21 protein-coding genes are annotated in these 20,461 nt (G+C 71.5%); 10 read left to right on the top strand and 11 right to left on the bottom strand.

Annotated elements, in window-relative coordinates:
* Window positions 1–90 precede the first annotated feature (90 nt).
* Window positions 91–654, top strand: a complete 564-nt coding sequence (locus tag IOD14_RS16490; protein ID WP_123993713.1) for an NAD(P)H-dependent oxidoreductase — start codon at window positions 91–93, stop codon at window positions 652–654.
* Window positions 655–759: 105 nt separating this feature from the next.
* Here the strand turns inward: IOD14_RS16490 and IOD14_RS16485 are convergent, their stop codons facing one another.
* Window positions 760–1,665: a LysR family transcriptional regulator gene (locus IOD14_RS16485; RefSeq protein WP_212670624.1), complete on the bottom strand. Its 906-nt coding sequence runs from the start codon at window positions 1,663–1,665 to the stop codon at window positions 760–762.
* A 116-nt stretch (window positions 1,666–1,781) separates the two neighbouring features.
* On the opposite strand from IOD14_RS16485, the gene IOD14_RS16480 reads away from it, so the two are divergent.
* The gene (locus tag IOD14_RS16480) at window positions 1,782–1,988 is read left to right on the top strand and encodes a hypothetical protein (RefSeq protein ID WP_123993715.1); all 207 of its coding nucleotides are present in this window, start codon (window positions 1,782–1,784) and stop codon (window positions 1,986–1,988) included.
* Here the strand turns inward: IOD14_RS16480 and IOD14_RS16475 are convergent.
* Complete coding sequence (locus IOD14_RS16475) at window positions 1,985–2,866, bottom strand: LLM class F420-dependent oxidoreductase (RefSeq protein ID WP_212670623.1); 882 nt, start codon at window positions 2,864–2,866, stop codon at window positions 1,985–1,987. The two genes, IOD14_RS16480 and IOD14_RS16475, sit on opposite strands and share 4 nt — an antisense overlap.
* A 101-nt stretch (window positions 2,867–2,967) precedes the next feature.
* Complete coding sequence (locus tag IOD14_RS16470) at window positions 2,968–3,936, bottom strand: TerC family protein (RefSeq protein ID WP_212670622.1); 969 nt, start codon at window positions 3,934–3,936, stop codon at window positions 2,968–2,970.
* Between the two features lie 247 nt (window positions 3,937–4,183).
* Between IOD14_RS16470 and IOD14_RS16465 the strand changes: the two genes are divergently transcribed.
* From IOD14_RS16465 to IOD14_RS16440, 6 genes are all read left to right on the top strand, one after another.
* Window positions 4,184–5,161, top strand: coding sequence for an alpha/beta hydrolase (locus tag IOD14_RS16465; protein WP_212670621.1), 978 nt, complete (start codon window positions 4,184–4,186; stop codon window positions 5,159–5,161).
* Window positions 5,162–5,319: 158 nt separating this feature from the next.
* On the top strand, window positions 5,320–6,309 hold the full coding sequence (locus tag IOD14_RS16460) for a helix-turn-helix domain-containing protein (RefSeq protein ID WP_212670620.1): 990 nt from the start codon (window positions 5,320–5,322) through the stop codon (window positions 6,307–6,309).
* A 196-nt stretch (window positions 6,310–6,505) separates the two neighbouring features.
* Complete coding sequence (locus IOD14_RS16455; RefSeq protein ID WP_123993720.1) at window positions 6,506–6,964, top strand: MarR family transcriptional regulator; 459 nt, start codon at window positions 6,506–6,508, stop codon at window positions 6,962–6,964.
* Window positions 6,965–7,120: 156 nt separating this feature from the next.
* Window positions 7,121–7,387 carry a hypothetical protein gene (locus IOD14_RS16450; RefSeq protein WP_123993721.1) on the top strand — a complete coding sequence of 89 codons (267 nt, stop codon included), beginning with the start codon at window positions 7,121–7,123 and terminating at the stop codon, window positions 7,385–7,387.
* 130 nt (window positions 7,388–7,517) lie between these two features.
* On the top strand, window positions 7,518–8,711 hold the full coding sequence (locus IOD14_RS16445) for a CaiB/BaiF CoA-transferase family protein (RefSeq protein ID WP_212670619.1): 1,194 nt from the start codon (window positions 7,518–7,520) through the stop codon (window positions 8,709–8,711).
* 25 nt (window positions 8,712–8,736) lie between these two features.
* On the top strand, window positions 8,737–8,874 hold the full coding sequence (locus IOD14_RS16440; protein WP_160160207.1) for a hypothetical protein: 138 nt from the start codon (window positions 8,737–8,739) through the stop codon (window positions 8,872–8,874).
* A gap of 4 nt (window positions 8,875–8,878) precedes the next feature.
* On the opposite strand, the gene IOD14_RS16435 is transcribed toward IOD14_RS16440, so the two are convergent.
* Window positions 8,879–9,586 (bottom strand): SDR family NAD(P)-dependent oxidoreductase, encoded by a 708-nt coding sequence (locus IOD14_RS16435; protein WP_212670618.1) that lies wholly within the window; start codon window positions 9,584–9,586, stop codon window positions 8,879–8,881.
* A gap of 103 nt (window positions 9,587–9,689) precedes the next feature.
* Between IOD14_RS16435 and IOD14_RS16430 the strand changes: the two genes are divergently transcribed.
* Window positions 9,690–10,535, top strand: coding sequence for a helix-turn-helix transcriptional regulator (locus IOD14_RS16430; protein ID WP_123993724.1), 846 nt, complete (start codon window positions 9,690–9,692; stop codon window positions 10,533–10,535).
* Here the strand turns inward: IOD14_RS16430 and IOD14_RS16425 are convergent.
* From IOD14_RS16425 to IOD14_RS16400, 6 genes are all read right to left on the bottom strand, one after another.
* Window positions 10,532–12,610 (bottom strand): beta-galactosidase, encoded by a 2,079-nt coding sequence (locus IOD14_RS16425; protein ID WP_123993725.1) that lies wholly within the window; start codon window positions 12,608–12,610, stop codon window positions 10,532–10,534. The two genes, IOD14_RS16430 and IOD14_RS16425, sit on opposite strands and share 4 nt — an antisense overlap.
* Window positions 12,611–12,650: 40 nt before the next feature.
* Entirely contained in the window at window positions 12,651–13,469 is an 819-nt protein-coding gene (locus IOD14_RS16420; protein WP_212670617.1) for a carbohydrate ABC transporter permease, read from the bottom strand.
* Complete coding sequence (locus IOD14_RS16415; protein ID WP_212670616.1) at window positions 13,466–14,407, bottom strand: sugar ABC transporter permease; 942 nt, start codon at window positions 14,405–14,407, stop codon at window positions 13,466–13,468. The genes IOD14_RS16420 and IOD14_RS16415 overlap by 4 nt, the downstream gene beginning before the upstream one ends.
* 11 nt (window positions 14,408–14,418) lie before the next feature.
* Window positions 14,419–15,756, bottom strand: a complete 1,338-nt coding sequence (locus IOD14_RS16410) for an ABC transporter substrate-binding protein (protein WP_249125931.1) — start codon at window positions 15,754–15,756, stop codon at window positions 14,419–14,421.
* Window positions 15,757–15,877: 121 nt separating this feature from the next.
* Complete coding sequence (locus IOD14_RS16405) at window positions 15,878–16,924, bottom strand: LacI family DNA-binding transcriptional regulator (RefSeq protein ID WP_249125930.1); 1,047 nt, start codon at window positions 16,922–16,924, stop codon at window positions 15,878–15,880.
* A 196-nt stretch (window positions 16,925–17,120) separates the two neighbouring features.
* The gene (locus IOD14_RS16400; protein WP_212670615.1) at window positions 17,121–17,972 is read right to left on the bottom strand and encodes a hypothetical protein; all 852 of its coding nucleotides are present in this window, start codon (window positions 17,970–17,972) and stop codon (window positions 17,121–17,123) included.
* Window positions 17,973–18,204: 232 nt separating this feature from the next.
* Here IOD14_RS16400 and IOD14_RS16395 point away from each other — a divergent pair, with 232 nt between their 5' ends.
* Window positions 18,205–18,882, top strand: a complete 678-nt coding sequence (locus tag IOD14_RS16395; protein ID WP_212670614.1) for a response regulator transcription factor — start codon at window positions 18,205–18,207, stop codon at window positions 18,880–18,882.
* A 339-nt stretch (window positions 18,883–19,221) separates the two neighbouring features.
* Here IOD14_RS16395 and IOD14_RS16390 read toward each other — a convergent pair whose 3' ends face one another.
* Entirely contained in the window at window positions 19,222–20,328 is a 1,107-nt protein-coding gene (locus IOD14_RS16390; RefSeq protein WP_212670613.1) for an FAD-dependent oxidoreductase, read from the bottom strand.
* Window positions 20,329–20,461 lie beyond the last annotated feature (133 nt).

The raw sequence follows: 20,461 nt of genomic DNA, 5'->3' as shown, positions 1-20,461 counted from the left end.
TGGACCTCGGTCCGGTTATGGTGCTAGAAACAGTAAACGGACCCCGGTCCGGAACATTAACGCAGTGTTTCAGCCCCCCTGGAGTTACGCATGTCTGTTCGCATCCTTGCGCTCGTCGGATCCCTTCGCGCCGGTTCGCACAACCGCCAGCTCGCCGAGGCGGCCGTCAAGCACGCTCCCGAGGGCGCGGAGATCGTGCTCTACGAGGGCCTGGCCGAGATCCCCTTCTACAACGAGGACATCGACGTCGAGGGCAACGTCCCCGCGGCCGCCGCCAAGCTCCGTGAGGCCGCGCAGGCCTCCGACGCCTTCCTCCTCTTCTCCCCCGAGTACAACGGCACCATCCCGGCCGTGCTGAAGAACGCCATCGACTGGCTGTCGCGCCCCTACGGCGCCGGCGCCTTCGGCGGCAAGCCGGTCGCCGTGGTCGGTACCGCGTTCGGCCAGTTCGGCGGCGTGTGGGCGCAGGACGAGACCCGCAAGGCCGTGGGCATCGCCGGCGGCAAGGTGCTCGAGGACGTCAAGCTGTCCATCCCGGGCTCGGTCGTGCGCTTCGCCGAGACCCACCCGGCCGACGACGCCGAGGTCGCCGGGCAGCTGGCCGAGGTCGTGGCGCAGCTGCACAGCAACACGGGCGAGACCGCCGCGGCCTGAACCCGCGGCGCCTGAGCAGGTCTGCCCGCAGGGGCCGGAGTGTTCGCACTCCGGCCCCTGTGTGCTGCCTGCGGCCCGGTGGGGGCTGATCACGCGGTTCCCGCGTCAGGTCACCGCCGCGGGAGCCAGCTCTCGCAGTTCCCTGAGCGCCGCCGCGACCGCCGGGCGCTCATGGGCTCCGGTGCGGGTGCAGGTCAGCAGCTTCCGGTGGGGGTTGCCCTCGCAGCGGACCCTCGTGATCGGCAACTGCGGGGTCAGGCGGGCCATCCGGGGGATCAGGGCCACGCCCAGGCGGTGGGCGACCAGGTGCGCGGTGACGTCCCACTCCCGGGCCTGGTGGACCACGCTCGGGGTGAATCCTGCGCCGCCGCAGGCCGACATGACGTGCGTGAGGCAGGGGCTGTCCGGGAAGGGGGCGATCCAGTCCTCGTGGGCCGCGTCCGCGAGATCCACGCGGTCGCGCCCGGCGAGTGGATGGTCCGCGGGTACGACCAGGTCGAACGGGTCGTCCAGCAGCGGCCGTTGGTCGTAGCGGGGGTCGCTCATGGGCGGGTTGTGCGGGGTCGCCTCCACGACGGCCAGGTCGACCTCCCCCTCGAAGAGCAGGTCGAAGCACTCCGGAACCCCCAACTCCTGGACACTGACGGCCAGTCGGCGATGCCTCTCGCGCAGCCGGACCGTCATCGGGGCGAGCAGCACCGGGATCGCCACGGGGAAGCCGCCCACCCTCAGGGGCCCCGCGGGCTCGCCGTGGTCGGCGCGCAGATCGAGTTCGGCCTGTTCCCAGCGGGCCTGGATCGCGTCGGCGTGCGCGAGCAGGCTCTCCGCCGCCGGGGTCAGACGCACCCCGCGCCCCTGGGGCTGGAGGAGATCGACGCCCAGGTCCCGGGCGAGCTGACGGATCTGCTGGGAGGCGGCGGACGGGGTGAAGTGCAGGGCTTGGGCGGCCGCGGTGACCGTGCCGTAGTGGGCGACCGCCCTCAGAACGTGGAGCCGGCGCAGGTCAATCATGAAGCCCACGCTTCAAGGTCACGTCCAGTAAGTCAACCTGGACGTGAACGAACAACCCGCCGCATCCTGGCTGTGTCGCGACGGCACCGACCAGCCAGGAGATTCGAGGAGTCACCATGACCAGCACGACCCGAGCCGTCTGCCCGCACTGCGGCTGGCCGGACGACGCCGCGCCCTTCCAGGTGGTGTCCCGGCACGGCACGGCGACGGGCGGGACGGTGTGGACCCGCTGCGCGTGCGGCTCGTTGCAGGTCCGGGTGGCCGACGGCTGCGGGACCCGAGTGGTCTCCCGCAGCCGGCCCTCCGGAGCGCGGGCGGGCTAGTCCAGTTCGGCGAGCCGCTGTACGGCGGGTGCCGTGAAGCGTTCGATCCACTCGGCGGGGGCGCCGGTGCGCGGGGCGAGGATGACCGTGTCGATGCCGAGCTTGGTGTAGCCGGTGACGTCCCGCGCGAAGCCGTCGACATCGCCCTCGGTGGCCGACTCGCCCATGTAGAGGACGGTCTTGCGGATCTCGTCGTAGTCCCGCCCCTCGGTGTCGCAGTGGCGGCGCAGCACGTCGAGCTTGTGCGTGACCTCCTGCGGCGAGGAGGCGAAGAGGTTGCAGGCGTCGCCGTGGCGGGCGACCAGGCGGAGCGTCTTCTTCTCGCCGCTGCCACCGATCATGATCTCGGGGTGCGGGCTGCTGACCGGGGCCGGTACGCACAAGGTCTCGGCGAGCCGGTAGTGGGCGCCCTCGAAGGGGCCGTTCGTCGCCGGGTCCCACATCTGCAGACAGATCCGCAGGACCTCCTCCAGCCGCTCGAAACGCTCCGCGAGCGGCGGGAACGGCACGCCGAGCCCCTGGTGCTCGCGGTCGTACCAGGCTGCTCCGATGCCGAGGGTGGCCCGGCCGCCGGAGAGCACGTCGAGCGTGGTCGCGATCTTGGCGAGCAGTCCGGGGTGGCGGTACGTCACTCCGGTCACCAGTGCGCCGAGCTGGACCGTCTCGGTGTGGGCCGCGAGGAAGCCCAGGGTCGTGTAGGCCTCCAGCATGGGGTCCTCGGCGCCGCCGTTGAACTCCATCTGGAAGTAGTGGTCCATCACCGACAGCCAGCTCACCCCGGCCGCCTCCGCCGCGGCACCGGCGGCGGCGAGCTCCGCCCCGAGAGCGGGCGCGCCTGCAGGGTGGTCGAACCGGTTGATGTGCACGCCCACACGCATGTCCGTCTCCGTCCCAGAACCTTCACCGACCCGGCTGACGCTAGAACTTGGAGAGCTCTCGAAGTCAAGGGCACGTCGGTGACACCTCGCCCACCACCGGCTCACGCCGCCCGTTCCACCTCCGACCGCTCCTGCTGCTTCGCGGCGCGCAGGCTCGTGAGCGTGGTGATCGTCAGGACGAGGACGATGAAGCCCAGCGAGAAGGGGATGCTGATCTCGGGGACGTGGACGCCGGACTCGTGCAGGGCGTGCAGGACGAGTTTGACGCCGATGAAGCCGAGGATGATCGACAGGCCGTAGCTGAGGTGGACCAGCTTCTTCAGCAGGCCGCCGATGAGGAAGTACAGCTGGCGCAGGCCCATCAGGGCGAACGCGTTGGCGGTGAAGACGATGTACGGGTCCTGGGTGAGGCCGTAGATCGCCGGGATGGAGTCCAGGGCGAACAGCACGTCGGTGGAGCCGATGGCGAGCATCACGACGAGCATCGGGGTCATGATCCGCTTGCCGTTCTCCTCGATCCACAGCTTGGTGCCGTGGTACCGGTCCGCCACCCCGAACCGCTTCTCCACCATCTTCAGCAGCTTGTTCTCCTCGTACTCCTCGTCGTGGTCGTCCTTGCGGGCGTCCTGCACGAGCTTCCACGCGGTCCAGATGAGGAAGGCGCCGAAGATGTAGAACACCCAGGAGAACGCGGAGATGATCGCCGCTCCGGCCACGATGAACCCGGCGCGCAGCACCAGCGCCATCACGACGCCGACCATCAGCACCCGCTGCTGGTACTGCGAGGGCACCGCGAACTTCCCCATGATCAGGACGAACACGAAGAGGTTGTCGACGCTCAGCGACTTCTCGGTGATGTACCCGGCGAAGAACTCGCCCGTGGGTTTCCCGCCGCCGAAGAAGAACAGTCCGAGTCCGAAGAGACAGGCCAGGACGACCCAGACGACGGTCCAGATGCCGGCCTCCTTGACGGACACGTCGTGGGGCTTGCGGCCGATGAAGAAGTCGGCGCCGACCAGGACGCACAGGGCGACGACGGTCAGCAGCCAGACGGTGACAGAGACGTTCACTGGTTCTCCTGGTGCGTGGGGGGCATCGACAGCGTTGTCACCGCCGGGCGCCCGTTCCACCTACGGAAGGTGAACAACAGGTCATGCGATGGCAAGGAACCGCAGGTCACGGGAGACCATGGTGGGACCCCGCCTCTCACCACCCGCCGTACGGCGGGCAGGTTCCGCCGTACGGCGGCGCCCCGGACGGACGCGGCTGCCCCGATCATGACGCCACGAGCCGCCGCGCCCCGCGTGAGGAGAAGCCATGACACATGTGCCGCCCCCGTTCGACCCCGAGCTCAGTGCCGCCCTGGATCTGATCAAGGACGTGATCTCACCCGGTCTCGCCCTGGACGAGATCGACCTCGTGCGCCAGGGGGCGGGCATCGAGATGCTGGCCGACCTGGACCTGACGCTGGACGGGTTCTTCGAGGTCGAGGACCGCTCGGTGCCGGGACCGGAGGGCGCCCCCGAGATCTCGCTGCTGATCTGCCGGCCCGCCGCCGAGGCGCCCCCGGGCACCGGCCGTCCGGTGATCTACCACGTCCACGGCGGGGGCATGGTCCTCGGCAACAACCGCGTCGGCGTGGACGGCCCGCTGGCCTGGGCGAGGGAACTGGACGCGGTCGTGGTGTCGGTGGAGTACCGGCTGGCGCCCGAACATCCGCATCCGGCGCCGGTCGAGGACGTCTACGCCGGTCTCGTGTGGACGTCCGAGCACGCCGGGGAGATCGGTGGTGACCCCGAGCGGATCGTGATCGCCGGGGCGAGCGCGGGTGGCGGCCTGTCGGCGGCACTGGCCCTGCTCACCCGGGACCGCAAGGGGCCGCGGCCGGTGGGGCAACTGCTGATGTGCCCGATGCTGGACGACCGCAACGACAGCCCGTCGACGTATCAGATGGCGGGGCTGGGGGTGTGGGACCGTACGGCCAACGAGACGGGCTGGACCGCTCTGCTGGGTGAGCTGCGGGGTGGGCCCGACGTTCCCGCGTACGCGGCGCCGGCCCGCGCCGAGGACCTGTCGGGGCTGCCTCCCGCCTTCCTCGACGTGGGGTCGGCGGAGACCTTCCGGGACGAGGTCGTGGCGTACGCGTCCAGGATCTGGCAGGCGGGCGGCATCGCGGAGCTGCACGTGTGGCCGGGCGGCTTCCACGGGTTCGACGGTTTCGCCCCGCAGGCGGCGCTGTCCCAGGCCGCGCGGGCGGCGCACCTGGCGTGGCTGCGGAGGTTGCTCGGCACCTAGGGTGCCGCGGCCAGGCGCGCCGAGGAGGTGCCGCGGTGGGCCGTCGGGCCGCCGCGGCACCGCGGTGACCGGACCCGCCGGAGGGCCGATCCGCACACGGCACGATCCCGCTCCCCTCGCAGGGGCGCATCGAGACCCCCATGCCGCACCATGGACCCATGAAAGAGCTGGCCGGGCGCCTCACCGCGCTGGATCCGGATGCGGGTGCCGCGGTCCGGGTCATCGCCTACTTCGACCGCCTGTCCGAGTCCCGCGCGGGGCTGGAGGCCCTGGTGCGCGGGGCGGCCGTGCTGGCCGGGGTGCCCGCGCGGCTGGTCGACACCGAGCGGCGGGTGCAGGTGCGGGTCGAGGCCGACGGGACGCGCCGGGACTCCGGGGCACCGCCGGATCCCGGCTGGCCCTCCGCCGCCCTCGCCCCGGGTGGAGCCGCCGCGCTGTGGCTTGAGCGGGCCGAGGCGGCGCCCAGTGTGGTCGACGCGGTGATTCTGGAGCGGGCCGCGGGGGCCGTACGGCTCGTTCTGGACCGTACGCGGGGACGCGCCCCCGTCGATGATCCCGCGCTGGTGGAGACCCTGCTGGACGCCACGGCCCCCGAGGCCGCCCGGCTGCACGCGGCGCGTGGGCTCGGCCTGGATCCCGCCGCGCCCGCCCGGGCGCTGGCCCCGCTCGACGGGCGGCCCCGGATCGTGTCCGGGCGGGCGGGCGCCGAACTGCCCGCGGGGCGGGCGGGGGTGGGGCCAGCGGTGCCCGTGCTCGATCTGCCGCGGTCCTGGGCGCAGGCCCGTACCGCGCTGCGCTTCACCGCGGAGGGCACGGCTCAGGACCCCGGACCGAGAGTCGTGCACGCCGACGAACTGGGCGGCGTCGCGCTGCTGGCCGACCTCGTCGCGCCGGGCGCGGAGCCGCCGCCCGACGTCCAGGCGCTGGAGTCGGCGGGGGCGAGCACGCCGTGGCTGCTCGCCACGCTGCACGCCGTGGTCGCGACGGCGAGCCTGCGGGCGGCCGCCGCCGAGGTCAACGTCCACCACTCCACGCTCCAGGACCGGCTGTCCCACGCGGAGCAGCTGCTGGGCTGGCCACTGCGCACCCCTCAGGGCCGGCTGCGCCTGCACCTGGCCCTGGCGATGCGGCACCTGGCCCGGACGTAGCGGGAGCCGGGAGGCTCAGCGGAACTCGCGCACGACCCCGATGAGACCGACGAACGTGCGCGTTGCACCAGGTCCGGCTCCGCGGGGCCGGTCGTCGGAGCCCGATAGTTGTGCACGCGCTATAGATGCAGACGCCGGAAGTTTCACCGATGCAATATCCTGGTCGTACCGCACCGGGACGGAGGAAGCAGGCCCCATGACCGCCACAGACCCCGCGCTGACCGCCCTCGCCCAGGGGTGGTGCGCGCTCTCCCTGCTGCACGGACGCATCGAGGCGCACATCGAGAGGGCCCTGCAGTCCGGCCACGAGCTCAGCGTGCGCGAGTACTCCCTGCTCGACGTCCTGGGCCGCCAGCACGACGGCGAGGGCGGACACCTGCAGATGAAACAGGTCGCCGACGCGGTCGTCCTCAGCCAGAGCGCCACCACCCGCCTGGTCACCCGCCTCGAGGACCGCGGCCTGCTCTCCCGCTACCTCTGCCCCACCGACCGCCGCGGCATCTACACCGACGTCACCGACGCCGGCCGCACCCTCCTCGAACAGGCCCGCCCCACCAACGAGAAGGCCCTGCGCGAGGCCCTCGACCAGGCTGCCCGGAATCCCGAACTCGCCCCCCTCGTGCGCGCCCTGGAAACCCTGCGCGCACCGGCCTGACACCGGCCCTCTCCGACACGGACGGCCCGCCCCCGGCGAGGTGCCGTGGACCACCGGGTCTTCGGAGGCATTCCCGACGATCGCCACGGGCAAGGTGTTCAGGGACCGGTTGTGAAGGAACGCGCCGCATTCCGCGCAGAGGAACGGAGATCCAGCGTGACGACGAACCAGGCCACCGCCGCCGGGGAAGACATGTCACCGACCCGGATAGAGCGTCTCGACGAGGAGATCATCGCGCTGCTGGCGCGGCGGCGCGAGATGGCCCAGGAACTCCCCGCCCCGGCCCGCGCCCGTGCCGCCGACCCCGGCTTCGTGGAGGCCGTACGGGAGATCACGGACCGCTACCGCCAGGAACTCGGCGGGGCCGGGGAGCTCGTCGCGCGCGCGGTCATGGTGCTGTGCCATCCCGGCCGCCGGAACTGAGCGGCCGCCGAAAGGCCGTACAAAGTGGCGTGCGTGACCTCGCCGACCGTCATGCGGTGGTGAACAGCACAGGTCACAGGGGTGGAGCGGTCGTTGACACCTTCTCGGATCCGGCCGTAGAAAGGGCCGCATGAGCGTGCCGCAGCTTCCTCTGTCCGGGATCACCGTGGTCAGCCTGGAGCAGGCCGTGGCCGCGCCCTACGCCACCCGCCAGCTGGCCGACCTCGGCGCACGCGTGATCAAGGTGGAGCGGCCGGGCGAGGGTGACTTCGCCCGCCGCTACGACACGACCGTGCACGGCCACTCCAGCTACTTCGTGTGGCTCAACCGGTCCAAGGAGTCGCTCACACTGGATCTGAAGGACCCGCGCGGCCTCGAGATCCTTAACGAACTCCTGGACGGCGCCGACGTGTTCGTCCAGAACCTGGCTCCGGGCGCGGCCGACCGGCTGGGCCTCGGCGTGGACGTCCTCGCCGAGCGCCGGCCGCGGCTGATCCCTTGCACGATCTCCGGGTACGGCACGGACGGCCCGTGGGCCGACCGCAAGTCCTACGACCTGCTCGTGCAGTGTCAGACGGGCCTGGTGTCCCTGACCGGCACCCCCGAGGAGACCGCGCGCGTCGGGATCTCGGTCGCCGACATCGCCGCCGGGATGTACGCCTACAGCGGCATCCTCACCGCGCTGTACACCCGCGCCACCACCGGCAGGGCCTACCCGGTGGAGGTGTCCCTGTTCGAGGCACTGGCCGAGTGGATGAGCCAGCCGGCCCATTACACCCGCTACGGAGGCAGTCAGCCGCCGCGTCTGGGCACCCAGCACGCCACGATCGCGCCGTACGGCGCCTTCACGGCCGCCGACGGCCAGGAGGTGCTCTTCTCGATCCAGAACGAACGCGAGTGGATCGCCCTCTGCACCCACTTCCTGCGACGGCCCGAGCTGGCCGGGGATCCGCGCTTCGCCACCGGTTCGGCCCGGGTCGCCCACCGCGAGGAGGTCAACGCCGTGGTCGCCGAGCGGATCGCGTGCTCGGACGCGGCGGAGGTCCTGAAGGACCTGGAGGGCTTCGGCATCGCCTGTGCCGGGGTCAACGACGTCGCCGCGTTCCTCGACCATCCGGTCCTGGCCGCCCGCGGCCGCTGGCACGAGGTGGCCCTCCCCGGCGGGGCCTCGGTGGAGTCACTGCTGCCCCCGGCCGACCTCGCCGGACTGCCCGCGCGCATGGACCCGGTCCCGGCGGTGGGCGAGCACACCGAGGCGATCCTCACGGAGCTCGGCCGTACCGGCGAGGACATCGCAGCACTGCGTGCCGACGCGATCGTCTGAACCCCGGCCCGAGGAGAAACGAGCGATGAGCGTCCAGGACGTGGGTCTGCGCACCGACCGGGTCTACCGGTCGGCCGGCGGTCGGCTCGTGGAGCCGGCCGTCGGTCACCTCCTGCCCGAGCACTGTTCGTACCGCGTGAGGCTGCGGCGCGGCGGGCACTGATGGTTCACCAGGGCACCGGGCCCTCGGCGTCGAAGTAGCCGCCGGTCGGGCCGTCGGGGGCGATCTGCGCCATGCGGACGATGATCTCGGCGCCCTCCGCCACGGTCTGCGTGCCCGTGTTGCCGTTCAGGTCGGTCCTGGTGAAGCCGGGATCCACGGAGTTGATCCGCAGGGCAGGGAAGGCCTTCGCGTACTGCACGGTGAGCATGTTGAGCGCGGTCTTGGAGGTCGGATAGGCGAGGCCCGGGTAGAAGTGCGCGGGGTGGTGCGGGTCGGAGAGCTGGGTCAGCGAGCCCAGGCCGCTGCCGACGTTGACCACGACGGGGGCGGCCGAGCGCTGGAGCTGCGGCAGGAAGGCGTGCAGCACGCGGACGACGCCGAAGACGTTCGTCTCGAAGGTGGTGCGCAGCTGGTCGGCGGTCGTGGTCGCCGCGACCGGTACGGCGTTGTCCTCGGTACGGGCCTCGACGCCGGCGTTGTTGATCAGGACATCGAGGCCGCCCGCGGCCTCCAGGGTCCTGGCCGCGGCCTCGACGGAGGCGTCGTCGGTGACATCGAGCTGGACGAACCGCGCGCCGAGCAAGTCGGCCGCACGGCGGCCGCGCTCGGTGTCACGGGCGCCGACATGAACGGTGTGGCCTGCGGCGACGAGTTGGCGGGCGGTCTCGAAGCCGAGACCCTTGTTCGCTCCGGTGATGAGTGTGGTCGTCATGCCGGCCAGGTTGCCGCGCCGTGGTCCGGTCAGCGAGATGTCCCTTCTTCCTGGGACTGGCGGTACCAGGCACATCCGCGGCCGACGGTGTTCACTGAGGAGCATGGCGGCAACAGAACTGGGCGGGGCGCTGCGGCGCTGGCGCGACCGGGTCCGCCCCGACGCGGCCGGGCTCCCCTCGGGCGGTCATAGGCGCGCGGCCGGGCTGCGGCGCGAGGAACTGGCCCTGCTGGCGGGCATCTCCGTGGACTACGTCACCCGCCTCGAACAGGGCCGGGCGGCCAACCCGTCCGCGCAGGTCGTCGAGGCACTGGCCCGGGCGCTGCGGCTGACGGGGGACGAGCGGACGTACCTCTTCGGGCTCGCGGGTCTGATGCCGCCGGGCCCCGATGTCGTGCCCGGGTTCCTCACGCCCAGTGTGCAGCGGCTGCTGGACCGGCTGGTCGACACCCCGGTCGCGGTGTCCGACGCGGCCATGACGCTGCTGCTGGCCAACCCGATGCACGCGGCGCTGATGGGTGATCCGTCCGCCCTGCGCGGCTTCGAACGCAACGGGGTGTGGCGCAACTTCACGGGCATGCCGACCCGGGTGCGGCACACGCCGGAGGAACGGCACGCCTTCGAGGTGGGCCTGGTCTCCGAACTGCGCGCGACCGCCGCCCGCTATCCCGCCGACCGTCGACTCGCGGCTCTGATCGCCGAGTTGCGCGCCAGGAGCGCACGGTTCGCCGAACTGTGGGACGCGGGGGTGGTGGGCCGTCTCAGCACCTCGCACAAGACGGTCGAGCATCCGCAGGTCGGCCTGCTCACGCTCGACTGCGAGCTGCTCCGGGTGGAGGAGAACGACCTCCACATCCTCGTGTACTCGGCCGAGCCGGGCACCGAGGCAGCCGAGAAGCTGCGGCTGCTCTCGGTGCTGGGCACGCAGAGCCTGGTCGGGAGTGACTAGCGGGGTGCCTGGAGAGGCTCCTCCTCCACGTCCGTGAGCACCTTCACGTCCCAGGGCCCCAGGGGCACCGTCTCCGCGTACACCTCGTCCGTCAGCACGTCCCGTGCGGGCGCCGGTACGGCGACCGAGACCGCGTCCCAGGACCAGTTGTGCAGGAAGCGGACCCGGCGGCCGTCGCGGGCGGTGGCCGAGGTCGCGGTGACGCTCGGGTGGGACGGGCGCGGGGCGCCGGGGGCGGCCCATTCGAGGACGGCCCGGGCGAAGGCCGGGTCGGGGACCGTGCCCACATAGGTGATCCGGCCGGCCCCGTGCCGATGGGTGGTGGCCGCCGGCCAGCGGCCGAAGTGCGGGTGGTCGTAGGTCGCCAACTGCTCGGCACCCCTCGGCCGGAGGCCGTCCGCCCAGTGCAGGGCGCGGGCCTCGGGCGGCAGCGGAAGGCTCTGTGTTCCGGTCACCGGCAGCGGGGCGCCCAGGTTGCTGAACTCGTCGTACGTCACGCCGGCCGCCTCCGCCAGTCGCCCGGGCTGCGCCTCGGTGCGGGCCCTCGCCTCGGTGTCGCCGTAACCGGTGCGGGGGCCCAGGATCAGGTGGCCGCCCGCCTCGGCGTAGGCCTTGAGGCGGTCGAGGGTCTCGTCGTCGGCCGCGTAGAAGGCGGGTGCGACGAGGACCTCGGGCAGTTCCGTCGCCGGAAGCTGTCCGGGGTGCAGGACGCGCGCCTGGAGCCCGGCGTCGAAGGCGCCCCGGTAGAAGGCGTCGAAGACCGTCTCGTACGACCGCTCGTCCGGGCCTCCGGCAGCCGTGGCGAGCGGCGGGTGCCCCTGGAGCGCCCACTTGCTGGGGCCGTCGTACAGGAACGCGACGTCGGCGTCCGGGGTGAGGGCCGCCGCGAGGTCGCCCGCCTTCTCCAACTCCGCTCCCAGTGCGGCCAGTTCCCGGTACACGCGGCCGGGCCGGCCGTTGTGCGGGAGGATGCCGCCCCAGTAGGTCTCGGTGCCGAAGTGCAGGGTGTGCCAGTGCCAGTACTCGATCATCGAGGCACCGCGGGAGATCAACGCCCAGGCGGCCTGACGCCATTGACCGTCGTAGGCGGGACGGTTGTTCCACGGGTAGCTGATCGCCTGGGCGTTGGTCTCCGTGACCAGGAAGGGCTCCTGGCGGGAGGAGTACATGCGGTCGGCGCTGCGGTACAGCGCCCAGGTGCCGTTGGTCGTCCAGTCCTGTCCGTCGCCGCCGCGGTCGGGCAGTTCGAGGGCGTCCTGCATCGTGTAGTACGGGTTGCCCGCGGTGACGTCGAGCCGTTCGGTGAGCTTGTCGTCCTCGACGCCGGGGCGGTCGTAGGAGATGCAGGTGGTGACGAACTGGCCGGGGCGGGCGTACTCGCGCACGATGTCCGCCTGCCAGGCGATGAACTCGGTGACGAGCCGGGCCTGGAAGCGCCGCCAGGCCAGGTCGTACTGGGGCTGGGCGTTGCCGTCGGGGGTCCACAGGTCGGCCCAGGTGGAGAGCCGGTGGGACCAGTAGACCAGCCCCCATGCGCGGTTGAGGGTCTCCACGTCGCCGTACTGGGCGCGGAGTTCGTCGACGAAGCGCTGGAACACGCCGTGGTTGTGCAGGAGATGGGGGCCGGGTTCGTTGTCGACCTGGTAGCCGATCACCGCGGGGTGGTCGGCGTACCGGGCGACGATCTTCCGGATGATCCGTTCGGCGTGGAAGCGGAACGCCGGGTGGGTGAAGTCGACCTCCTGCCGCGCGCCCCACCCGATGCGCTCGCCCGTGCGGGACTCCCCCGCGATCTCCGGGTACTGGCGGGCCAGCCACGGCGGCACCGCGTAGGTGGGGGTCCCGAGGATCACCGAGATGCCCCGCTCGTGGGCGCCGTCCAGGACGGGCTGGAGCCAGTCGAGGTCGAAGCGGCCGTTCTCCGGTTCCCAGGTGGACCAGACGGACTCGCCGACCCGGATCACCGTGAAGCGTGCCTCGGCCATCAGGTCGAGGTCGTCCTTCAACCGCTCGTACGGCTGGTACTCGTGGTAGTAGGCGGCGCCGAACAGGACCCGGGGTGGAAGCTGGAACATCCTTCTCCAATACGGTGGTTGCGTCTGTCTTGGAAACCCGTCAGCCCTTCACGGCACCCGTGGACAGCCCTTCGAGGAGTTGCTTGCGCAGGACCACGAAGAGGGCGACCGCGGGCACGACGGCGATGACGGCTCCGGCGAGCACGAGGTCGTACTGCCGTTGCTCGGACACGAACAGGGTCTGCAGGCCGAGCGGCAGGGTGTACTGGGAGCTGTCGGAGACCAGCACCAGCGGCCACAGGAAGCTGTTGTAGCTCTGCAGGAACTGCCAGACGGCGAGGGCGCCGAGGGAGGGCCGCAGCAGGGGCAGCACGATGGTGCGGAAGATCCCGAACTCGCTCGCCCCGTCGATCCGGGCGGCCTCGATGACGGAGTCCGGCACGGACTGCACGATGTACTGCTGCATCATGAAGATCCCGAACGCGGGCGCCACCCACGGCACGATCAGCGCGAACCACGGGCTGCCGAGGCCGGTCTTGACGAGGATCACGAACAGCGGGACCAGGATCACCGCGAACGGGACCGACAGCGAGCTGAACATCACGCCGAACAGCAGCCGTTTCCCGGCGAAGCGGTACTTGGCGAAGCCGTAGCCTGCCAGGGCGCACACGAACACGGAGACCGTGGTGGCGACCAGGGCGACGACCGTGCTCATGAGGAACCAGCGCCAGAACGGCTGCCCGGAGAACAGCCGTTGGTAGTTGTCGAGGGTGAACGGGTCGGGCAGCAGCCTGGGCGGGTAGGCGAAGATGTCGCCGCGCGGCTTGAACGAACCGCTCAGCGCCCACAGCAGCGGGGCGAGGAAGGCCAGCAGGAGCAGGACGAGCGTGCCGTACAGGGGTGTGCGGGTGCGCATCATGCGGACGCCCTCCCGATGCCGAGGAGCCGGTTGAAGAGCCGGCTGAGGCCGAAGACCAGGACGAACAGCACGACGGCGGCGGCCGCCGCGTAGCCGAACTGCTGGCGCTGGAAGGCGGCCCGGTAGATGAACATCGTCACGGAGAGCGTGGATTCGGCCGGTCCGCCACCGGTCAGCAGGTACGGCTCCTCGAAGATCTGGGCGGCGCCGATGAAGGAGGTGACGACGACGAAGGCCGTGACCGGTTTCAGTGCCGGCAGGGTGACGGTGGTGAAGGTGCGCAGGCGCCCGGCTCCGTCGAGCGCGGCGGCCTCGTACAACTCCCTGGGCACGTTCTGGAGTCCGGCCAGGAAGAACACCGTGAGGTAGCCCGTCCAGCGCCACAGCATCACCAGCGCGATGCTCACCCTGGCGAGGCCCGGATCGCCGAGCCAGTCGACGCCTCCGGTGCCGAACAGGGCCCGCAGGATCGAGTTGAGCAGGCCGAACTGCCGGTCGAAGAGCAGCCCGAAGATGAGCGTGACGAGGATCGGGGAGACGACGATGGGCACGAAGTAGGCGGTGCGCCACAGGTCACGGGCGCGCAGGCCGCGGGTGTTGAGGGCCTGCGCGATCAGCAGGGCCAGCGGGACGACGGCACAGACGGCGACGAGCACGAAGACGGCCGTGTTGCCGAGGGCGCGGTGAAAGCTGATGTCGGTGAGCAGGTTGCGGTAGTTGCGCAGACCGACCCAGTGCGGGGCGCCGAGGCCGACCCACTCGGTCAGGCTCAGCCACAGCGAGACCGCGATCGGGATCAGCATGAACAGGACGTAGAGGAGATAGAAGGGCGAGATGAAGAGGTACGGCGCCCAGGTGCGGCGTGGGCGCCGGGCGCCGGCGGAGTCGCCGGTGCGTTCGTCGGTGGTGCGGGCACGGCCCACGACGGCGGTGGTCACAGCGGGGCCTCCTAACGTCCGGCCTGGTCGCGGTAGTCGGCTGCGGTCTGCTGGAGTGCCCGGCGTGGGCTGACGTCGCCGCGGTAGGCGCGCAGGAGGTTGCCGGCGAGGACGTCGAAGAGGATCGACTGGTCGGGGCTCTGGTAGAAGGCGGGCACGTCGGGCAGCAACGACCGGTAGAGCTTGAAGAGTTGCTGTCCGCCGCAGAAGTCGTCCTTCGTGGCGTTGAGGGCGGGGTCCTCGTACACGGAGCGGCGGGTGGGCAGGTAGCCGGTCTCGGTGAAGCGGCGGACCTGGCCGTCGTGGGTGAGCCAGGTGTTCAGGAGGAAGTCGACGGCGGCCTCGGTGTTCGCCTTGTCCTTGACGACGCCGAAGCCGGTGCCGCCGAGCGCGGCGGTCACCCCGCCGCCCTTGGTGAACCGGGGAAGGCCCCGCACCCGCCATCTCCCCTTCTGCTCGGGCACGTTGGGGACCAGGCCGTAGTTCTTGTACCAGATGGCCATGGGCAGCCCGACGACCTTGTTCGTCTTGAGGGCGGTCTGCATGGCCGCCCCGTAGTAGTCGGAGATGTCGATGACGAAGCCGGTGCGCAGTCCCTCGCACAGGAAGCGCAGGGTCTCCTCGGCCTCCGGCGAGTCGAGGACCAGTTCTCCTTCGGCGTCGAAGAAGGCGCCGCCGCGCTGGTAGAGGAGCATCTGGAAGGACTGGACGACCTGGCCCGCGTCACTGCCGACGGTGGAGACGACGCAGAGGGAGGCTCCGTGGTCCTTGTGGACGCGGGCGCCCAGTTCGGCGTGCTCTTCCCAGGTGGCGGTGTCCGGGGGAAGGTTCCACTTCGAGAACAGGTCGTCGCGGTAGTAGTAGACGACCATCGGGGTGTCGGAGTCGAGGGCGTAGAGCCCGCCGTCCTTGCTGTAGGGGGCGAGGCGGGCGGGGAGCAGGTCCTCCTTCAGACCGGGGACGGCGGCGATGTCGGGGGTCAGGTCGTGCAGGAGGCGTGGGGCGATGTCGCCGCGCAGCATGCGCGGGAAGCTGCCGATCTCGAAGCCGATCGTGTCGGGGGTGCCGCGTCCGGCGACGGCCTGGGCGAGGAGTTTGGTGACGAGGTCGCCGGGACCTGCGCGGGTGACGTCGAGGTGGTAGCGGAAGTCGGTGAGCCGGTCGGCCTCGGGGATGCCCATGCGGAAGAAGTCCTCGTACCCGGGGTCGTGGGTCCACAGCGAGAGTGTCACGTCTCCGGAGGTGCGGGCGGTGGTGCTGCCGCCTCCGCAGGCGGTGAGGGCGGCGGCGGTGCTGAGGCCGAGGGCGCCGCGCAGCAGGGTGCGGCGGGTCGGGGGTGCGGGGAACACACGTGACTCCTCACGTGGTGCGGCTACGGGGGTGCGCGGGTGCGGCCGTCCCGGGCGGCACTCGCGGGCAGGGCGGACCGGGCCGGCGGCAGGGTGTGCCGCGGGCCGTCGCGCCGACGGTTCAGCGAAGGGGCGGTGCGGGTGCGCGTACCGGCCCGCTGGAGGCCCGTACGGTCAGCTCGGTGGCGATGTCGGTGCGTTCGGCCGGTGCCGGGCTGCCTTCGATCATGGCGGTGAGCACGTCGACGGCCCGGTCGGCGACCGCGGTGAAGTCCTGGCGGACGGTGGTCAGGGGCGGGGAGAGAAAGGCGGCCGCGGGGATGTCGTCGAAGCCGACGACACTGACGTCACCGGGGACGGACAGGCCCGCCTCGGTGAACGCCCGGAGCGCGCCGATCGCCATGTCGTCGTTGGCGGCGAACACGGCGGTGACGTCGGAGTGCTCCGCCAGCCGGCGTCCTGCGGCGTACCCGGATGCCGGGCTCCAGTCGCCCTCGACCGGCAGCGGAGGTTCGGGGGCCCCGGCGGCGGCGAGGGCCTCGCGCCAGCCGCGCAGGCGGTCGCGGGCGGCCCACCAGTCGTGGGGCCCCGGGATGTGCCACACCGTGCGGTGGCCCAGGGCCAGCAGGTGCTCGGTGGCGGTCCGGGCGGCCACGAACCCGTCGGCGCCCACGACCGCGCTCTCGCCCTGGCCGACCTCGACACCTTCGCCGAGGCTGACCACCGGCACGTCCGCGCTGACGCGCAGGGGGGTGCCGTCGTCGATGGGCTCGGACAGGACGATCCCGTCCACGCCCTGTTCCAGCAGTGTCTCCACGGCCACCTGGACGGGCTGTCCTTCCAGGGTTCCGGCCAGGGCGAAGGAGTAGCCCGCCCGGTGCATGGCCCGTTCCAGGGCGAGGAGCAGGGTGGCGGGGCCGTAGAGCGCGCTGCCGAGCGAGACGACGCCGATCCGCCGGTAGCGGCCCAGGAGCAGGGCGCGCGCCGCGTTGTTCGGGCGGTACCCCAGTTCCTGTACGGCCCGGAGCACGCGGTCGCGCACCTCCGGGCTGACGTGCGGTTCGCCGTTGACGACCCGGGACACGGTCTTCTGCGAGACACCGGCGGCGCGGGCGACCTCGGTCATGCCGGGGCCGCGCCGCGGACGTCCTGATCCGGTGGCGGGCATGTGGGCCTCCTCGCCGTCGAGCCGTGAGCAGTAGGGCCGTGAGCTTTTGACTACGTAGTCATCAGTGGCCGCGCGTGTGCGCCACGGACTGCGTGACTACGTAGTCAGGACTGTGGCAGCCCGACGCTGCGGCGTCAATGGTTCGTACGGCGTCGGGCTGCGGACGGGCGGCCGGACGGACCGGCCGCCCGCGTTCTCAGTAGCCGTACCTGCTCTTCAGGTGGCGCCAGAAGTCGCGCAGCATCCACTTGTCGAACTCGGTGATCTGCGTCGCGCTGCCCGCCTTCATCAGGAAGCAGCACTGGCCGGTCGGGGTCCAGTCGTAGAAGTCGTCGAGACCGAAGGTGTGGCCGACCTCGTGGAGGTAGATGTGGATGTTCTCCTGGGCGAGGGCCCCGGTGAAGTACTCCTGGCCGACGCGCTGGCCCCAGTCACCGCCGGCGCCGCCCTGGAAGCCCTTGGTCAGCCAGAGCGACTGGTCGTAGTGGCGGGCCGCTCCGCCGGGGCACTTCGAGTAGTTGCCGTCCTGGTGGAAGAAGCGGCCGCAGTCGGGCGCGCACTGCGGGGCGCCGCCGGAGTCGAGGTTCCCGGCGTAGATGTCGACCGAGTTGTCGGTCCACTGGAGGGTCGAGCGGTTCTTCACGGCCCAGCCGACGATGTTGACGGGCACGGTGGTGTACGGCCAGGCGTTGGTGCCGGTGCCGTTGTCGAGCATGGCCGCCGTCCACTTGCCGAACTGCTTCTTCAGGGCCGCGTGGACCTGGTCCCGCAGGGCGGCACTGACGGGGGCGTCGGACTCCCAGCGGACGCAGTAGTTGACGCTTCCCCTGGTGGCCATGACCTGGTCCCAGCCGTAGTTGCGGAAGCCGTAGAGGTCCGGATAGGTCGACTCGACGTGGTTCCACACCTCGTTCAGCGGCTGCACGAGGGTGGCCGGCGGGTTCCAGTTGTCCGCCGCCTGCGCCGGGGTCGCCGTGACGGCGGGTGCGGCGAGGACCGCCAGCAGGGCGGCGAGGACGGTGACGAGACGCACGATGCGGGTGCGCATGGAGTGAACTCCCTTCGTGGGGGCGGGGATTCACCGTGAGGTCGCCGCCGGCCCGGGCCGAGTTGCCGCCTGCCGGGCACCTCTTGGGCGGGCCAAACACAAGCGGAATGTGACCCACCCCACGATCGATACGCGCCCGTTTCGATAGCTGCGGAGCTACTCTGAAAGCCACGAGAACGAAACCGTTTCGTTCAGCAGGTTGCGTGCTGGACGGGAATGGAGCACGCACGCCATGACCAGCGTCCTCATCGCCACCGGCCAGTCACTCCAGCGCGTCGGCCTTCGAATGCTCCTCGAGTCCCAGCCCGACCTGACCGTCGTCGGCGAGGCGACACACGGGCCGGAGGCGGTCCGGCTCAGCGCCCTGCTGCGGCCCGACGTCGTGCTGCTGGACGGCCGCACCACCGACACGGACACCGTCGAGACCGTCCGCCGGCTCGTTCACACGCCCGACGCGCCTGCCCCGCACGTCCTGCTGCTCACCACGGGCGACGACACCTACCCCTACGGCGCCCTGCGCGCCGGAGCCGCCGGGCACCTCCCCGAGGACGCCACCGCCGACGAACTGGTCGCGGCCGTCCGGGTCGTGGCCGCCGGTGACGTCGTCGTCTCCCCCGGACTCACCCGCGCCCTCATCGACGCCGTCCGCAGCGGGCGCACCGTCGACGGCTCCGGCCCGGGCAGCCGGCTGGACACCCTCACCGGACGCGAGCGTGACGTGCTCACCGCGGTCGCCTCCGGCGACTCCAACGCCGAGATCGCCGACCGGCTCTCCATCGCCCCGACCACGGTGAAGTCCCACGTCAGCAACATCCTCACCAAGATCGGCGCCCGCGGCCGGGTCCAGGCGGTCGTCTTCGCCTACGAGTCGGGCCTGGTCCGGCCCACCCAGCACGTCCTGCACGCCTGAGCGACACCGCCGCCCGTCGGCATCGACCGGCGGACGGGACGCACTCCCACCGTCGGCAACCACCGGCAGAGGGGACGCACCTCCGCCATCGGCAACCACCGGCGAACAGGACGCACCCCCACCACCGGCAACCACCGGCAGACGGGACGCACCCCCACCACCGGCAACCACCGGCGAACAGGACGCACCCCCACCATCGGCAACCACCGGCAGACGGGACGCACCCCCCGCCGCCCGACTCCTGGGCGCGGTCCCGGCAGCCCCGCGGTCGCCGCTTTGCCGGGCGGCGCGTGCCCGCGTTCGCCGGTGGGCGCCGCCCGGCGAGGTCGCCTTCGGCGATCAGGCGGCCGTGTAGCCGAGTTGGCGCCTCATGTAGGGCGTCATGAGGGTCTTCGCCTTGGCCAGGGTGGTGGTGCGGCCGCCGAGCACCGCCGTCTCGCCGCCCGGCACGGGCAGCATGGTCACCCCGTCGGTCGGGCCGAAGGGCACGATCAGCGGGGTGCGGTGCATGGGCCGGTAGAAGCGCGGCTCCTTGCGGTGCCGGCCCGAACTGTTCAGGTGGGCGCGGATGTTCCAGGAGGCCAGATCGGCCTGGGCGAGCGCGGCCGGGGTGATCTTCAGCTCCGTGGCGTCGTTGACGTCGCCGACCGCGAAGACGTCCAGGTGCCCCTCGGCCCGCAGCGAGCGGTCGACCTTCACATGTCCCGAGGGGGTCAGCCAGTCGCCGTGTCCGCCCAGCCGCAGCCAGAGCGTGTTCGGAGTGGTGCCGGTCGCCCAGAAGGAGAGGTCGGCGGTGATGACGTCGCCGCGGGCGTCCCGGTAGGTGCCGAAGTCGTTGCCGGGGGCCATGAAGGCGTTGAGCCGCACCTCCACGTCATGGGCCTCCAGCCACTCGCGCGCCTTGCGTCCGGCCCGTTCGCTGCCCGTGGCGCCGAGCAGCGCGGAACCGGAGTGCGCGAGCGTGACCCGGGCGTCCGGCCGGGCCAGCCGGATCTCGGCGCTGAGCTCGACGCCGGAGGGCCCACCGCCGACGACGAGGACGTGCTCGGCACTGGCGATCTTCTGCTGGTGCCCGGCGAAGGCCTTCATCGCCTCCTCGACGGTGGTGCCCGCGAAGCGGGCCGGTTCCGGGTAGTCGGCGCCGGTCGCGATCACCACCACGTCGTAGGGCAGCCGGGTGCCGTCGGCCAGCACCACGCGTCGCTCGGCGGTGTCGATGCGCACCACCTTGCCCACGACGACCCGGCCGCGGTTCAGCAGCCGGTCGTACGGGATGAACGGGGTCGCGCTCCACTCTCTGCGAACTCCCGCCCGCAGGGAGGAGATACGGTGAAAGAAGACCTCCTTGCGGTCCACCAGTGTGACCCGAGCCGTCGCGTCCAGCCGTTTGGCGAGTCTTACGCCCGCATAGCCGCCGCCGATCACCACTACGTCGCCGTCGCTCACGCCGAGTCTCCTGAACCGTGGGGGGGGAGGGAGTGCCATGACGGACGAGCCGCTCCCCCGAGCACTCGGATGACGGTGAGCGTAACGCTTGAAACATAAAGTTTCAGTTGGGTTCTGTGTGCTTTCCGTGAAG

Source organism: Streptomyces sp. A2-16, assembly GCF_018128905.1.
Classification (GTDB): domain Bacteria; phylum Actinomycetota; class Actinomycetes; order Streptomycetales; family Streptomycetaceae; genus Streptomyces.
This window is presented reverse-complemented; position numbering and strand designations above follow the sequence as displayed.

What these genes read in the sequence shown, in the direction of transcription:
- IOD14_RS16440 (WP_160160207.1), top strand. Translation starts at nt 8,737, where the DNA reads ATGAGCGTCCAGGACGTGGGTCTGCGCACCGACCGGGTCTACCGGTCG.
- IOD14_RS16455 (WP_123993720.1), top strand. Translation starts at nt 6,506, where the DNA reads ATGACCGCCACAGACCCCGCGCTGACCGCCCTCGCCCAGGGGTGGTGC.
- IOD14_RS16480 (WP_123993715.1), top strand. Translation starts at nt 1,782, where the DNA reads ATGACCAGCACGACCCGAGCCGTCTGCCCGCACTGCGGCTGGCCGGAC.
- IOD14_RS16400 (WP_212670615.1), bottom strand. Translation starts at nt 17,972, where the DNA reads ATGCGCACCCGCATCGTGCGTCTCGTCACCGTCCTCGCCGCCCTGCTG.
- IOD14_RS16475 (WP_212670623.1), bottom strand. Translation starts at nt 2,866, where the DNA reads ATGCGTGTGGGCGTGCACATCAACCGGTTCGACCACCCTGCAGGCGCG.
- IOD14_RS16405 (WP_249125930.1), bottom strand. Translation starts at nt 16,924, where the DNA reads ATGCCCGCCACCGGATCAGGACGTCCGCGGCGCGGCCCCGGCATGACC.
- IOD14_RS16485 (WP_212670624.1), bottom strand. Translation starts at nt 1,665, where the DNA reads ATGATTGACCTGCGCCGGCTCCACGTTCTGAGGGCGGTCGCCCACTAC.
- IOD14_RS16490 (WP_123993713.1), top strand. Translation starts at nt 91, where the DNA reads ATGTCTGTTCGCATCCTTGCGCTCGTCGGATCCCTTCGCGCCGGTTCG.
- IOD14_RS16465 (WP_212670621.1), top strand. Translation starts at nt 4,184, where the DNA reads ATGACACATGTGCCGCCCCCGTTCGACCCCGAGCTCAGTGCCGCCCTG.
- IOD14_RS16395 (WP_212670614.1), top strand. Translation starts at nt 18,205, where the DNA reads ATGACCAGCGTCCTCATCGCCACCGGCCAGTCACTCCAGCGCGTCGGC.
- IOD14_RS16445 (WP_212670619.1), top strand. Translation starts at nt 7,518, where the DNA reads ATGAGCGTGCCGCAGCTTCCTCTGTCCGGGATCACCGTGGTCAGCCTG.
- IOD14_RS16425 (WP_123993725.1), bottom strand. Translation starts at nt 12,610, where the DNA reads ATGTTCCAGCTTCCACCCCGGGTCCTGTTCGGCGCCGCCTACTACCAC.
- IOD14_RS16420 (WP_212670617.1), bottom strand. Translation starts at nt 13,469, where the DNA reads ATGATGCGCACCCGCACACCCCTGTACGGCACGCTCGTCCTGCTCCTG.
- IOD14_RS16435 (WP_212670618.1), bottom strand. Translation starts at nt 9,586, where the DNA reads ATGACGACCACACTCATCACCGGAGCGAACAAGGGTCTCGGCTTCGAG.
- IOD14_RS16460 (WP_212670620.1), top strand. Translation starts at nt 5,320, where the DNA reads ATGAAAGAGCTGGCCGGGCGCCTCACCGCGCTGGATCCGGATGCGGGT.
- IOD14_RS16430 (WP_123993724.1), top strand. Translation starts at nt 9,690, where the DNA reads ATGGCGGCAACAGAACTGGGCGGGGCGCTGCGGCGCTGGCGCGACCGG.